We start from the raw sequence: 13,891 nt of genomic DNA, 5'->3' as shown, positions 1-13,891 counted from the left end.
CGGCTTTGGGAGGACAGCCGGATATCGTCATCATCGGATCGGGTATCGGCGGCGCGACAATGGCCGCCGGTCTGGCCGTATCGGGTGCTGACATTCTTATTCTGGAGGCTGGCGAACGGCTTGCTGACAGGCCAGAAAACCGCGACCCGCGCGCTATCTTTCAGCGTGGTTTCTTTCGCCCGAAAGAGTTCTGGTATGAGACGGATGGCACGCCGTTCAATCCCGGCAATTATTATAATGTTGGTGGCAATTCCAAATTCTATGGCGCGGTGCTTGTGCGCTATCGCCGTGAAGACTTCGACGAGCTCGCGCATCTCGAAGGCGTGTCACCGGCCTGGCCTTTCTCCTATGACGAAGTTGAGCCATGGTATTGCAAGGCTGAGGAGCTGTTTCAGGTTCGAGGCGAGCTGGGCGATGATCCGAGCGAGCCGCGTCATTCCAAGCCATATCCTTACCCTTCTATCAGTGACGAACGCCCGATTGCCGATGCGCGCGCACGGTTGAAAAAAGCCGGGTTACATCCGGCTTCATTGCCGCTGGGTGTCGATATCGAGCGCTGGTTGGCCAGGGCCAAAACGCCGTGGGATGCACATCCAAACAGCAATGATGGCAAGATGGATGCGGAAACCTGTCCGCTTGCGGAAGCGCTCAAGCATCCGAATGTTCGGCTTGAAACATCGGCACGGGTGACGCATTTGGAAACCGGGCCGGATGGCAAAACCATCACCGCAGTTCATTATCTGAAGAACGGTGAGGCGCTGGTCCTGCGTCCCAAGCTCGTCATTCTGTCTGCTGGATCGGTGCAGTCGGCTGCACTTTTGTTGCGCTCAGGAGTGGCGAACCGTTCGGATCAGGTGGGCCGCAACTTCATGAACCACAATGCCAGTGCTGTGATCGGGTTCGATCCGCGTTACCGCAATGACAGCGTCTATCAGAAGACTTTTGGCTTCAATGATTACTATCTCTCGGACGGTGCAGGCGGCCCACCACTTGGCAATGTACAATTGCTGGGCCGCGTGTCGGGAGCCGTTCTGAAATCGAGTATGCCGCGTGTGCCGGAATGGTTGCTGAACCGCATTGCCGGGCACACAATCGATTTTTACGCGATGAGCGAGGATTTGCCATCGCCGGAAAGCCGCGTGACAGTGGATGGCGACCGCATCATTTTGCATTGGGTGCGCACCAACTGGAAAGCGCATCTGATGCTGGTTGATAAGCTGAAAGCTGCGCTCAAACAGGCAGGGTTTCCGGTGGTACTTTCACGAGCCTTCGACCGGCGCACACCATCACACCAATGCGGGACAGTTCGCATCGGTAATGATCCCGCGACAGCGCCGCTTGATCCTTATTGCCGCGCTTATGATCATCCCAATCTCTATGTGGTCGATGCATCATTTCTGCCGACCTCGGCGGCAGTCAATCCGGCGCTGACCGTTGCTGCGCAAGCCTTGCGCGTGGCGGACCACTTGAATCGAGAGGCGCTGGTATGAACCGTCAAAGACCTGTTGCACTGGTGACTGGCGGGCGACGCGGTATCGGGCTTGGCATTGCCCGCGCGTTACTGGCCAAAGGTTTTGATCTCGCCATTACTGACCGCGAAAGCGACGATGCCGTCATTGATGAATTGCGCGGCCTTGGCGGAAAAGTGGCATTCTTTGAAAGCGATCTTGCTGCTATCGAAACGCATGAGGAAACTGTTGCCGCAGTTATTGCAGAGCTCGGCGGCATCGATTGTCTGGTCAACAATGCTGGCATGGGCTCGGTTGAGCGCGGAGATTTTCTTGGGCTTATGCCTGAGAACTTCGACACGATTATGGGAGTGAACCTGCGCGGTACTGTGTTTTTCACCCAGGCTGTGGTGAAGGCCATGCTGGCTACAGGTGAAGTCCGGTTCTCGCGTAGCATTGTGACGATCAGTTCGGTTTCATCAGTGATGACGTCGCCCGAGCGGCTTGATTACTGCATCAGTAAAGCGGGGCTGACGGCATTCACGCAAGGGCTGGCATTGCGTTTGGCCGAAGCGCGGATCGGCGTGTTTGAAGTGCGTCCCGGCATCATCCGCACTGACATGACGGCCAGGGTTACTGAGCGTTATGACGCGCTGATCGAAGGTGGTCTGGTGCCGATGAAGCGCTGGGGCGAGGCGGGTGATGTCGGCGCGATTGTAGCCGGGCTTGCTGGCGGTGATTTCATATTTGCGACAGGCTCGGTGATCAATGCCGATGGCGGCTTGTCGATTGCAAAGCTTTAGTTTCTCGGGAGGAGAAACGAATGGATTACGATTATATCATTGTTGGTGGTGGGCCTGCCGGTTGTGTTCTCGCCAATCGTCTGAGCGAAGATGCGTCGGTTAAAGTGCTGTTGCTCGAAGCTGGTGGCAGTGACTGGAACCCACTGTTTCATATGCCCGCCGGTTTTGCCAAGATGACCAAGGGCGTGGCGAGCTGGGGCTGGGAAACCGTGCCGCAGAAACACCTGAAAAATCGTGTGCTTCGCTATACGCAGGCGAAAGTTATCGGCGGCGGCTCCAGCATCAATGCGCAGATTTATACGCGCGGCAATGCTGCCGATTATGATCTCTGGGCTGATGAGGATGGTTGCACCGGCTGGGATTATCGCCATGTGCTGCCCTATTTCAAACGAGCGGAAGACAATCAGCGTTTTAACGATGACTACCATTCTTATGGCGGGCCGCTCGGCGTTTCGATGCCGTCTTCGCCGCTGCCGATCTGCGACGCCTATATCCGCGCAGGGCAGGAACTGGGAATTCCGTATAATCCGGATTTCAACGGTCGCGAACAGGCAGGCGTGGGCTTTTATCAGCTCACTCAGCGCAACCGCCGCCGCTCGTCGGCGTCGCTTGCTTATCTGTCCACCATCAGGGATCGCAAGAACCTCACCGTGCAGATGAATGCGCCGGTACGCAATATCGTGCTGGAAAAAACACGTGTGACCGGCGTAACACTGATGAACGGCGAAGTTTTACGCGCGGCGCGTGAGGTGATTGTGTCGTCAGGTGCGATTGGTTCGCCGAAACTTCTGCTGCAATCGGGTATTGGTCCTGCTGATCATCTGAAAAAAGCAGGCGTCGCGGTCAGGCATGATCTTCCGGGTGTGGGCGAAAACATGCAGGATCATCTCGATTTGTTTGTCATTGCCGAATGCACTGGCGATCACACTTATGATGGTGTGGCGAAGCTGCATCGGACGCTTGGAGCAGGTTTGCAATATATGCTGTTGCGCTCGGGCCCTGTGGCGTCGAGCCTCTTTGAAACCGGCGGCTTCTGGTACGCTGATCCCAATGCACGCTCACCCGATATCCAGTTTCATCTGGGACTCGGGTCCGGCATTGAGGCGGGTGTTGAGAAGCTCAAAAATGCCGGTGTAACGCTTAACTCCGCCTATCTGCATCCGCGGTCGCGTGGAACTGTGCGGCTGGCTTCAGCCGATCCGGCAGCAGCGCCGCTCATTGATCCCAATTACTGGAGTGATCCACATGACCGCAAGATGTCGCTGGAAGGGCTGAAGATCGCTCGTGAAATCATGCAGCAGGATGCGTTGAAACCTTATGTCATGGCGGAACGTCTGCCGGGACCCAAGGTCTTAAGCGATGATGATCTGTTCGACTATGCCTGCGCCAATGCCAAGACCGATCATCATCCGGTCGGCACCTGCAAGATGGGCACGGACGCTATGGCTGTTGTCGATCTTGATTTGAGGGTACGCGGGCTTGAAGGTCTGCGCGTCTGCGACAGTTCGATCATGCCGCGTGTTCCTTCGTGTAACACCAATGCGCCGACGATTATGGTCGGCGAAAAGGGTGCGGACATTATTCGCGGCTTCGATCCGCTGCCGCCCGTCGTGTTTTCATGGGAGAAAAACGAGCAGAAGCGGCGCGCAAGGATTTAGTCAGCCTTCGCTTCATCATATGGTTCGAAACGCAGATAGCCAGCGATGCCAGAACCTTTATAGTTTGGATTGTCGGATGGGTGGTTCACGCCGTCATTGACCGGAATAACCTTGAAATCGAAGGGTGAAACACCTTCGAGGCAGGCTGCATTCACGCCGAACTGGTGGGGGCTGGAGCGGCGCTGGTGGAAGGTATAAATCCCGCATTTCGAGCAGAAAAAGTGCTTCGCCGCACCCGTATTAAACGTGTAGAGCGTCAGCGCATCTTCGCCTTCGAGAATTTCCAGTCCATCCAGATCGGCGGAAACAGCAACAGCACCGCGCATCCGGCAATAGGAGCAGGTGCAGCGGCGCGCCGTGTTAAGGCCATCGGAAAGTTTGACGCGAAAGCGCACTGTTCCGCAGTGACAGGCACCGTTGGCGACTTTGATATCGGGGTTCATGCTGGTCTCCTCTTTCAGGAAAACTGATAATTCCATTTTCACAGCTTTACCATTGCTTGAAGTTGATTAAATTGCCTTTCGAGATCCTTTGGGAGGGAATTTTATGAGTGGGTTTGCGATTGTCACGGGTGGAAGCACCGGCATTGGCCGGCATCTTGTTTCTGCATTTGCGGAAGCCGGTTATGCGGTTGCTTTCAGCTTCAGAGGTGATGACGAAGCTGCAAATACACTTATGGAAGAAGTCGAAGCTGCGGGCGGTCAGGCGCTGGGGATCGAATGCGATGTCGGCTCTGGAGTTGAGGTCGAAGAGTTCTTCGACGAAGTCTGCAGCTGGTATGGCGATGCCCCGGACGTGCTCGTCAACAATGCCGGTATTCAGACATGGGCGCCTTTGCTGGAACTTTCCGAGGAAGGCTGGGACGATGTGATCCGCACCAATATGAAGGGCTGTTTTCTGAATACGAAAGCTGCTGCCAAGCGAATGGTGGATGTCGGCAAGGGCGGAGCTATTATCAATATAGGCTCGGGCTGCAATAAGCTCGCTTTCCCGAAACTCGTTTCTTACACGGCATCCAAGGGCGGGATTGAGCAGTTCACCAAGGTGTCTGCCGTGGAACTTGGGCCGCATGCCATCCGGGTCAATTGCGTGGCTCCCGGTGCGATTTATAATGAGCGCACTGCGCAGGAACAGCCGGATTATGCAGAAACATGGGGCCGGATCACGCCACTGCGGCGGGTCGGAACGGTGGAGGACCTCTCCGGCCCAGTGCTGTTTCTGGCGTCTGATGCTGCGCTTTTTGTTTCGGGCCAGACGATCTGGGTCGATGGTGGTCTGTTTTCGCAGGCCAACTGGCCTTATGGGGCGTGAGACATATCAGATCGGTGTTCTGATACTTTATCTTAACGCGCATCTTATTTTGAAAACTGGTTTCCACTTTTCGGGATGCGCTTTATCGCCCGCGCATTTGTGCGCCCGCGTCCTTTGAGAAACGAAGGTTCCAGAACGTGGCCATCAGCGATATGCCGGTCACAATAAAGAAAGCCATCGAGAAATCCGACGATAACGGCACGTCGCGTTCATGCCAGGCCATGGACGTGTGAAGCGCGAGTGCGCCGATACAAACGCCGAAAGAAAGCATAAGCTGCTGGAAGGTTGAATAGAAGCTGTTGGCCGAGCTCATCTGCTTCTCATCAATCTTGTCATAGGCAACCGTATTATAGGCTGTGAACTGAAACGACATCGAAAAACCGGACATGAACAGCACGGCAAAGATCAGCCAATGCGGCCATTCAGGGCTGAACAAACCGCAGATTGCGTAGCTGCATGACGAGAATATGCCGTTCACAACCAGTGACGAGCGGAAGCCGAACCGGCGAATAATTTTAGGCGCAAAGGCTTTCATCGCCATGGAGCCGAGTGCTGTCGCCAAAACCATATTACCGGCCGACACGGCTGAAATACCGAAGGCAACCTGCAGCATCAAAGGCAAAAGGAATGGATGGGCTCCTTGCGTGATACGGGTGATCGACCCGGCAATCATTGAAGTGCCGAAGCTCTCAATCCGCATCAGCGAAAAATCAAGAAGCGGTGCTGGATGGCGGCGGGAATGGATAACGGTCGCTATCGCAAACACGATGCCCACCACAAAGAACCTGGCCGCCAGACCCGTGTTGGTGGTGGCACTCTCCAGGCCGAAAAGCAGCGCACCGAGAGCAATCCCTGACAGGATCAACCCCACGAAATCAAAGGACTCTTTCGCTTCGCTTTTATATTCTCCGATATAGAGCGAAACGAAAATCATGCCCAGAATACCAATCGGCACATTGATGTAAAAGATCCAGCGCCAATCGAGCCAGGTCACGAACAGGCCCCCAATGGGCGGTCCGAGGATCGGGCCCATCAGCGCAGGCACCAGCATCCACGACATTGCCGAGATGAGGTCTTTGCGCTCGACAGAGCGGATCAGCACCAGACGCCCGACTGGCAGCATCATGGCACCGCCCGCACCTTGCAACAGGCGGGCAAAGACAAGGAAGGGAAGGTTCGGCGCCTGTGCGCAGAGAATGGAGCCGGCAATGAAAATGCCAATGGCGAAGCGGAATACCGTTCGTGTACCGAAGCGATCGGCGATCTTGCCGCTTGCCGGAATGAAAATGGCGAGGCTGAGAAGATATGATGTGAGCGCGACACTCATCGAGGGGGCGGCGACATCGAAATCCCTGGCCATAGTTGGCAGAGCGGTTGCCAGGATCGTGGCGTCGAGCTGTTCCATCAGCATAGCACTCGCAACGATGAGGGCGATGATCCGGAAATTGCTTTTCGCTTCCAGTGAAGCGCTTTGTTCACTGGCCGACGTTTCAGTTTCCTGGATGATAGTCATGACGGTTTCAGCTTTGCGAACGCACCGATCCGTCTGTCAAAACGGCCAGCATATAGGGTAGATCATTTGTGATGACCCTGGGGGGATGAACTTACAGGTCAGGCTTGGTGTTTCAGGAACGGATACACGTGCATTGAGGGGATGTACCAAGCCGTTGGAGAGACGAGAGTCCGCCATGAGACCACCATGAGACCGCCGGCGGGTATAGCACAAATGGCCGTAAATCACAGGACTTCAAGATAATTTGAGCGGGGCGGGATCAGTCGTTGCTGAAGGATGAATGGTGATCCCGACTGGATTCGAACCAGTGGCCTCAAGATTAGGAATCTTGCGCTCTATCCTACTGAGCTACGGGACCAGTCATCAAAAACGCCCGGCGCTGTAATGAACCGGAGCATTTTCCGACACATACTGTTTTTCATGGCTTTCGCCAACCCCGCAAAAAGCGGGGCAGGCGCATTTCTTTGCACATTAAAAAGTGTCAGGCAGCGAGAGCTGTTTCAATCACAGATACGAAATAGCTCACGCCATATGGAATGGCTTCGTCGTTGAAATCATAAGCAGGATGATGCAGGCCCGGTGTTTCGCCATTACCAAGGAAGATGTAAGCGCCGGGACGTGCCTCCAGCATGTAGGAGAAATCTTCCGCAGCCATCATCGGCGCGACATCGGTTTTCACCTTGCCTTCGCCTGCCACATTCTTTGCAACGCGCGCCGCAAAGTCGGTCTGGTCATCGTGGTTATAGGTGACAGGATAGTTGTTCTTATAACGCACGGTGATTTCCGCACCGGTAACGGTTGCGATGCCAGCTGCCACCTCGCGGATGCGACGTTCGGCATAGGCGCGGGTTTCCTTGCTCAGCGTGCGCACGGTACCCGACAGTTTTGCCGTTTCCGGGATGACATTATAGGCTTCGCCGGCATGGAACTTCGTGATGGAAATAACGAGCGAATCCAGCGGATCGATATTGCGTGCGACAATGCTCTGAATGGCAAGATGGAGCTGCGAACCGGCAAGGATTGGATCAATCGTGCGGTGTGGCTGTGCCGCATGGCCGCCGCGACCTTTGATGGACAGGTCGAATTCGTCGGTTGCGGCCATGATCGGACCCTTGCACATGGCGAACTGGCCCACTGCAAGGCTTGGCAAATTGTGAACGCCATAGACTTCCGCGATACCAAACCGGTCCATCACGCCGTCCTTCACCATGGCGAGTGCTCCGGCACCGCCTTCTTCCGCCGGTTGGAAAAGCAACACGGCAGAGCCGCGGAAATTACGGGTTTCGGCCAGATATTGTGCAGCACCAAGCAGCATGGATGTGTGGCCGTCATGGCCACAGGAATGCGCTTTGCCTGGATTTTTCGATGCCCATTCGACGCCGCTGGTTTCGGTGATCGGCAATGCATCCATATCGGCGCGCAGGCCGATGGCCGGGCCGTCACCATGGCGTCCTTTAATAACCGCGACAACGCCTGAGCGCCCAACGCCGGTTTCAACGATATCGCAACCGAATGATTTCAGTTTTTCTTCGACAAAGCGTGCCGTTTCGTGAACATCGTAAAGAAGTTCGGGATTCTGGTGCAGATGACGACGCCATGCGGCGATCTCCGCTTGAGTTTCGACGGCACGATTGAGCACTGGCATTTCGGAAATATCCTGCAGATTCTCTTTATTCAGAAGAAACGAGAATATGACGTTTCGGTGAAAGCGGGCAATCCCTATTTGCCTTTTCCTTGCCACATGGCATAGATAAGAGCAGTACAAATTCTCCTTTTTGACTGGTGTATTCGCAAGCCGTTGTGGCTTTTGCAGGTCGATACAACAGGAAGCGGAACCGATAACCCGCAGAAATTGCGGCTCTTGTTGATTGGAACTACGAAATGATTTCGAAGTCGTTGAAAATCTGGTTTGCAACTGCGGCGATTTCTGGCCTGGCCTTCGCTGGTGCTTTATCTGCTGCTTCAGCAAATCCATCAATTGCGGTGGATGTTGCAAGTGGCAAGGTTTATTCCGCGCAGGATCCTTTCCAGCGCTGGTATCCGGCTTCACTCACCAAGATGATGACGGCCTATGTTACCTTCCGTGCCCTTCAGGCAGGACAGCTGACGCTTGAATCTCCAGTTCGCATGACGGTCAATGCCTCGAAAGAGCCGCCGAGCAAGATGGGTTATCGCCCGGGTTCGGTGATGACGCTTGATACTGCGCTCAAGATCATGCTGGTGAAATCCGCCAATGACGTGGCTGTTGCAGTTGCCGAAGCTGTTGGCGGCACGGAATCTGCTTTTGTGCAGCGCATGAATTCTGAAGCGCAGCGCATTGGCATGAGCGGTTCGCATTTTGCCAATCCAAATGGTCTGCATGATCCGAACAACTATTCGACGGCACATGATCTCGCCGTGCTTGGTGTGCAGCTCAGACGCGAATTTCCGCAATATGCGCATTATTTCGGAACTGAGGCCATTGATACCGGAGACGGCAAGAAGCCACAGGCCAATTACAATATTCTGCTCGGTCGTTTTGATGGTGCCGATGGCATGAAGACAGGCTTTGTCTGCGCTTCAGGTTTCAATCTTGCAAGTTCCGCAACCCGTCAGGGCCGCACCATTCTGGCCGTTGTTCTGGGTGCGGATCGTCAGGAAGTGCGCGCCGTACAGGCTGCACAATTGATGACCGACGCATTCCGCAGCAATGGTGCCGGTGCGCCGACGCTGGGCGGAATGGTTCCACCTGCAAGCAGTGCCGTCAATCAGGCAGTGGATATGCGCAAAGCCATCTGTAGCCAGCAAGCAATGGCTGACCGCTGGGATGGTCGTGATGTCGAAGGACGTCTGCAGATCAATTCGCCTTATATCCATGCGCTGACCCGTGAGCCGGTGCCGGTTCAGGTCGGGCTTGTTTCGACTCCGCCTGCCAAGGTGACCAGAGTTGGGCAGCTTGATATTTCGCAGGTCCCTGTGCCAATGCCGCGCCCACAGCGTGCGGCTGCAGGCGCCACAGCCACGATAAATTAAGAATAGATCCATGCCGCATCCAATTCCTGTTTCTGTGCTGACCGGCTTTCTGGGCTCGGGCAAGACAACGCTGCTCAATCGTCTGCTGAAAGATCCCGCATTGACGGACACAGCAGTCATCATCAATGAATTTGGTGAAGTGAGCATCGATCACCTGCTGGTCGAAGAGGCCAGTGAAGGGGTTATCGAGCTTGCCGATGGTTGCCTGTGCTGCACGGTGCGCGGCGAATTGGTGGATACGCTGGCCGATCTGATCGACCGTCTTCAGACCGGGCGCATCAAAGCATTGAAGCGGATTATCATCGAGACGACTGGCCTTGCTGATCCCGCGCCGGTACTGCATTCGATCATGGGACATCCGGTGCTGATGCAGGCTTTACGCCTTGATGGCGTGCTTGCGACCGTTGATGCTGTCAATGGGATGGCAACGCTCGACAACCACGAGGAAGCCGTCAAGCAGGCTGCAATGGCCGACCGCATCATTATCACAAAAGCGGATATGCCAGAAGCGCAGACGAGTCTGGCAGCTCTTAAAGCACGGCTGCACCTGCTCAACCCGGGTGCGGATATACTGGAAGCTTCCGACACGCGCACGGGCTATGCAGCGCTTTTTGAATGCGGTCTGTATAATCCTGAAACCAAGACGGCTGACGTGCAGCGCTGGCTGAAGGCGGAAGCCTATGAGGATGATCAAGACCACGACCATAACCATGCTCATCACCATGACCACGATCATGAGTGCGGACCGGATTGCAATCATGATCACGGGCATAGTCACGGGCACGATCACGGGCATAGTCACGATCATGACCATCATCATGCGCACCACCACCATCATCATGACGACGCAATTCGTTCCTTTTCGCTGCGGCATAAGGAGCCGATACCGTTTTCGACTTTCGAGATGTTTCTCGATCTGTTGCGTTCGACCCATGGCGAGAAGCTGTTACGCGTGAAGGGGATTGTGCAGATTGCCGAAGACCCTGATCGTCCGCTGGTCATCCATGGTGTGCAGAAAATCTTCCATCCGCCAGCACGATTGCCAAAATGGCCCAAGGATGAGCGCGAAACGCTTCTGGTGATGATTGTAAAGGATTTACCGGAAACATATGTGCGTGAGCTTTTCGACGCGTTTCTGGGTAAGGCTGGGATTGATCGTCCCGATCGTGCAGCAATGATGGACAATCCGCTGGCTATTCCGGGTTATTCAACGCGTTAAAGCGTCTGAGCCAGAATTGCGAAGCGGTTTTTCGTAGAATAATGCGTAAAAACAAAGAGATAAAAGCGGATTCGGGTTTTAATCGGAGCCGCTTTATTTTTTCTGAATAAGGAAACGATGCAGTTTTTCGTCACGTTCCTGCGTAAGCAGAGCGTGGCCTTCCTGCGTGCAGAAATGTGGAAGATCGATACCGGACAGCGGATCAGTTGCTTCCACCCAGAGAAGCGCACCGCTGGGCATATCTTGCAGGCGATTGCGTGTTTTTAAAACAGGAAGAGGGCACTTAAGCCCTCTCAGATCGTAGACGGGAACGTCTTTATCCATCTGCTGTTAATTACCGCCCAGCTTCCACCACGCCTTTTTCTTTTCAGGCGCGGGTGCCGCGACATTATCCGTAACCGTGCTGGCGGTGGTCATGGGCGAAACGACTGCCGGATTTGCTTGCGGAACAGGCACAGAAGCTGTCTGTGTCGGATCAGCAACGGCTGGCGTTGCGGCAATGGCTGTTGGCTGCACTGAAATTGGCGTAGCTGCAGGGCGAATATCCGGCGCATTTGGCGTTTCAGCCGATGCAGGTGAAAGCGATGGCGGTTCGCGCGTTACCTTCTCGCCGCGTGCACGCGCTGCACTCCAGTCGGAGACGAGCTTCGCTTCGGTGATGCCCTGAATGGATGGCGCTGGCTTTTTCTGAGCTGCACTGAATGCGCTCTGGAACGTCTTTTCATAAGATGACGTGTAAGCCATGGATTCAGCACTTGCCGAAGGCGGGCATGCACCTGTTGGCGATAGCGGCTGGCCATCTGCGGTTGGCACGTTAAACACGTAACGCTTTTCGCAGACATCGACTTTCGGCGGCACCTTGGTCGTTTCAAACGAATCGTAGCCCTGCTTGAGCATTTTCCAGAAGCCGAAATTTGGATCGCTCTTATAACGCGCCATATTGGCCGCGGTCATACGGAACGGAAAGGCCTGAATCTGGAAATCACGCTGGCCGCCTCTGAAGGCATCGCGACCAAACGCATATATCTCGCTGACGCTATCATCAGTCATGGAATAGCAGCCCGAAGAAGAACAGGCACCATGCACCATCAGATTCTGGCCGGTGCGGTTATGGGCGCGGTCATAGGCATTTGGGAAGCCAATGTTGAAGGCAAGATGGTATTGCGAATTCGGGTTCATCTGTGCCGGGCGCACATTGTAGAAGCCTTCGGGCGCCTGACGATCACCCTCAACGAATTTCGGTCCAAGTTTACCTGACCATTTGCAGATTTCATAAGAGGCAATCTGGTCGTATTTGCCGTTGTTCTTCTGTTTCCAGACTTCAAGGACGCCTTCTTCCTTGAAAATGCGAACCATGACTGGCGAAGTGCGGCTCATGCCCTTCGTCTTCATCTTGGCAACCATTTTCTCAGAAAGTGGCTTTTCAGCACGCAAGCTGAGATCGGAAACGGACGAGCCCTGACAGCCCGCAAGCAGAGCGGATGCCAGGAGTGTTCCAAGAAGTGCGGTTCTGATCTTCATATCGCATCGAGCCTGTCAGAGCATTTCCAGCAAAAGTGCGAAGCGATTTTGCATCGGATAATGCGTAAAAACAAATAGGTAGAGCAACGAGTACTCAGCTTTAATCAGAGCCTGCACGAAGCCGCGTCGTCTGACGCATTTGAGCAAACCTGACTTTTCGGTGCCCGGATATTAACAACTAAACCTTTCGGTATCGTTGATAAACCGTTGCTCAATTACCTAAAAAACACCGTGTCCGCAATATGGCGGAAATGACGGCATGATGCAAATCCGGCGCACCAAAGGCGCGCCGGAGCTAAAAACTGGCATATATGGTAAATTAAAGGTTACGGCCGATGTCTAGGAATTTCTGGCGACGCTCCTGTTTGAGCGTCTCGCCATCGATATCCTTCATCGAGCGCAGCGAAGCAGTAATGATGTCGCCTGCGGCATCAATCGTGGATTCCTTGCCGCGATGAGCGCCACCAAGCGGCTCCGGAATGATGCCGTCGATAACCTTGAGATCGAACAGGTCCTGCGCAGTGATGCGCATATTGGAGGCTGCGTCCTTCGCACGGGTCGAATCATGCCAGAGGATAGAAGCAGCACCTTCCGGCGAGATCACCGAATAAATTGAATGTTCGAGCATGTAGACGCGGTTGGCGACTGCAATCGCGATTGCACCACCCGAACCGCCTTCGCCGATGATGATCGAGATGACAGGCACGCGCAGCTTCAGGCACTCAGCGGTGGAGCGCGCAATGGCTTCTGCCTGACCGCGTTCTTCTGCACTGACGCCCGGATAAGCGCCTGCTGTATCAACCAGAGTAATCAGCGGCAGCTGGAAACGGTCAGCCATTTCCATGATACGGACGGCTTTGCGGTAGCCTTCAGGACGGGCTGATCCGAAATTGTGCTTGAGGCGCGTCTTGGTGTCCGAACCCTTTTCCTGACCGAGAATGGCAACGGGCTGGCCATTGAAGCGGGCAAAGCCGCCCTGAATGGCTTCGTCATTGGCAAACTGGCGGTCGCCGGAAAGCGGCGTGAACTCGGTGAACAGCCGGTTGATATAATCAAGGCAATGCGGACGATCCGGATGGCGGGCGATCTGTGCCTTCTGCCATGGCGTCAGCTTGCGATAGATATCTTTGAGCGCATCGGCCGATCGCTTCTCGAGACGGCTGATCTCGTCGCTCATCTCGACGCTGCCCTGTTCCTGTGCGAGCTTTTTCAGCTCAAGGATCTGGCCTTCGAGGTCTGCGACGGGTTTTTCAAAATCGAGATAGTTGTACATCGGGCCTGACTATTGTGCGTTTCCAGAGATGTTGGCCATAGAACAAGCCCAATAGAGGCTGTTTTACGACGCCTTACATATTTACTTCGCGCGCATCTTGCAAATTTTTCTGAATTTCTCTTACCCGCCGCGC

The 13,891-nt window shown here is 54.6% G+C and carries 12 protein-coding genes and 1 tRNA gene; 6 read left to right on the top strand and 7 right to left on the bottom strand.

What is annotated here, in order from left to right; all coding sequences use genetic code 11:
- Positions 1-5 precede the first annotated feature (5 nt).
- The 3 genes from CEV32_RS17865 to CEV32_RS17855 are packed head-to-tail and all read left to right on the top strand — an operon-like array spanning position 6 to position 3,909.
- On the top strand, positions 6-1,490 hold the full coding sequence (locus CEV32_RS17865) for a GMC oxidoreductase (protein ID WP_094579151.1): 1,485 nt from the start codon (positions 6-8) through the stop codon (positions 1,488-1,490).
- Positions 1,487-2,251, top strand: coding sequence for a 3-ketoacyl-ACP reductase (locus CEV32_RS17860; protein WP_094578470.1), 765 nt, complete (start codon positions 1,487-1,489; stop codon positions 2,249-2,251). Before CEV32_RS17865 ends, CEV32_RS17860 begins: the two co-directional genes overlap by 4 nt.
- A gap of 20 nt (positions 2,252-2,271) precedes the next feature.
- Positions 2,272-3,909: a GMC family oxidoreductase gene (locus CEV32_RS17855; protein ID WP_094578469.1), complete on the top strand. Its 1,638-nt coding sequence runs from the start codon at positions 2,272-2,274 to the stop codon at positions 3,907-3,909.
- Here the strand turns inward: CEV32_RS17855 and CEV32_RS17850 are convergent.
- Positions 3,906-4,352, bottom strand: coding sequence for a GFA family protein (locus CEV32_RS17850; RefSeq protein ID WP_094578468.1), 447 nt, complete (start codon positions 4,350-4,352; stop codon positions 3,906-3,908). The two genes, CEV32_RS17855 and CEV32_RS17850, sit on opposite strands and share 4 nt — an antisense overlap.
- Positions 4,353-4,455: 103 nt before the next feature.
- On the opposite strand from CEV32_RS17850, the gene CEV32_RS17845 reads away from it, so the two are divergent.
- Complete coding sequence (locus CEV32_RS17845; RefSeq protein ID WP_094578467.1) at positions 4,456-5,220, top strand: SDR family NAD(P)-dependent oxidoreductase; 765 nt, start codon at positions 4,456-4,458, stop codon at positions 5,218-5,220.
- A gap of 82 nt (positions 5,221-5,302) precedes the next feature.
- Here CEV32_RS17845 and CEV32_RS17840 read toward each other — a convergent pair whose 3' ends face one another.
- From CEV32_RS17840 to CEV32_RS17830, 3 genes are all read right to left on the bottom strand, one after another.
- The gene (locus CEV32_RS17840) at positions 5,303-6,733 is read right to left on the bottom strand and encodes a DHA2 family efflux MFS transporter permease subunit (RefSeq protein WP_094578466.1); all 1,431 of its coding nucleotides are present in this window, start codon (positions 6,731-6,733) and stop codon (positions 5,303-5,305) included.
- Positions 6,734-7,014: 281 nt separating this feature from the next.
- Positions 7,015-7,091 (bottom strand) — tRNA-Arg (locus tag CEV32_RS17835).
- 123 nt (positions 7,092-7,214) lie between these two features.
- A complete protein-coding gene (locus CEV32_RS17830; protein WP_094578465.1) occupies positions 7,215-8,378 on the bottom strand; it encodes a M20 aminoacylase family protein in 1,164 nt (387 codons plus the stop codon).
- Between the two features lie 236 nt (positions 8,379-8,614).
- Here CEV32_RS17830 and CEV32_RS17825 point away from each other — a divergent pair, with 236 nt between their 5' ends.
- Both CEV32_RS17825 and CEV32_RS17820 read left to right on the top strand, forming a co-directional pair.
- Entirely contained in the window at positions 8,615-9,745 is a 1,131-nt protein-coding gene (locus CEV32_RS17825; RefSeq protein ID WP_094578464.1) for a D-alanyl-D-alanine carboxypeptidase family protein, read from the top strand.
- 10 nt (positions 9,746-9,755) lie between these two features.
- Positions 9,756-10,964 (top strand): CobW family GTP-binding protein, encoded by a 1,209-nt coding sequence (locus CEV32_RS17820; protein ID WP_094578463.1) that lies wholly within the window; start codon positions 9,756-9,758, stop codon positions 10,962-10,964.
- Between the two features lie 93 nt (positions 10,965-11,057).
- Here CEV32_RS17820 and CEV32_RS17815 read toward each other — a convergent pair whose 3' ends face one another.
- The 3 genes from CEV32_RS17815 to CEV32_RS17805 form a co-directional block, all read right to left on the bottom strand.
- Positions 11,058-11,288: a sulfurtransferase TusA family protein gene (locus tag CEV32_RS17815; RefSeq protein WP_094578462.1), complete on the bottom strand. Its 231-nt coding sequence runs from the start codon at positions 11,286-11,288 to the stop codon at positions 11,058-11,060.
- 6 nt (positions 11,289-11,294) lie between these two features.
- On the bottom strand, positions 11,295-12,485 hold the full coding sequence (locus CEV32_RS17810; RefSeq protein WP_094578461.1) for a L,D-transpeptidase family protein: 1,191 nt from the start codon (positions 12,483-12,485) through the stop codon (positions 11,295-11,297).
- A 319-nt stretch (positions 12,486-12,804) separates the two neighbouring features.
- Positions 12,805-13,758 carry an acetyl-CoA carboxylase carboxyltransferase subunit alpha gene (locus CEV32_RS17805; RefSeq protein WP_094578460.1) on the bottom strand — a complete coding sequence of 318 codons (954 nt, stop codon included), beginning with the start codon at positions 13,756-13,758 and terminating at the stop codon, positions 12,805-12,807.
- Positions 13,759-13,891 lie beyond the last annotated feature (133 nt).

The sequence above is a fragment of the Brucella rhizosphaerae genome (assembly GCF_002252475.1).
Lineage (GTDB): Bacteria > Pseudomonadota > Alphaproteobacteria > Rhizobiales > Rhizobiaceae > Brucella > Brucella rhizosphaerae.
The sequence above is the reverse complement of the archived record's forward strand: the minus strand, read 5'-3'. Positions and strand labels throughout refer to the sequence as shown.

Coding starts and splice junctions, on each gene's coding strand:
- CEV32_RS17860 (WP_094578470.1), top strand. CDS start 1,487: ATGAACCGTCAAAGACCTGTTGCACTGGTGACTGGCGGGCGACGCGGT.
- CEV32_RS17855 (WP_094578469.1), top strand. CDS start 2,272: ATGGATTACGATTATATCATTGTTGGTGGTGGGCCTGCCGGTTGTGTT.
- CEV32_RS17850 (WP_094578468.1), bottom strand. CDS start 4,352: ATGAACCCCGATATCAAAGTCGCCAACGGTGCCTGTCACTGCGGAACA.
- CEV32_RS17845 (WP_094578467.1), top strand. CDS start 4,456: ATGAGTGGGTTTGCGATTGTCACGGGTGGAAGCACCGGCATTGGCCGG.
- CEV32_RS17840 (WP_094578466.1), bottom strand. CDS start 6,733: ATGACTATCATCCAGGAAACTGAAACGTCGGCCAGTGAACAAAGCGCT.
- CEV32_RS17830 (WP_094578465.1), bottom strand. CDS start 8,378: ATGCCAGTGCTCAATCGTGCCGTCGAAACTCAAGCGGAGATCGCCGCA.
- CEV32_RS17825 (WP_094578464.1), top strand. CDS start 8,615: ATGATTTCGAAGTCGTTGAAAATCTGGTTTGCAACTGCGGCGATTTCT.
- CEV32_RS17820 (WP_094578463.1), top strand. CDS start 9,756: ATGCCGCATCCAATTCCTGTTTCTGTGCTGACCGGCTTTCTGGGCTCG.
- CEV32_RS17815 (WP_094578462.1), bottom strand. CDS start 11,288: ATGGATAAAGACGTTCCCGTCTACGATCTGAGAGGGCTTAAGTGCCCT.
- CEV32_RS17810 (WP_094578461.1), bottom strand. CDS start 12,485: ATGAAGATCAGAACCGCACTTCTTGGAACACTCCTGGCATCCGCTCTG.
- CEV32_RS17805 (WP_094578460.1), bottom strand. CDS start 13,758: ATGTACAACTATCTCGATTTTGAAAAACCCGTCGCAGACCTCGAAGGC.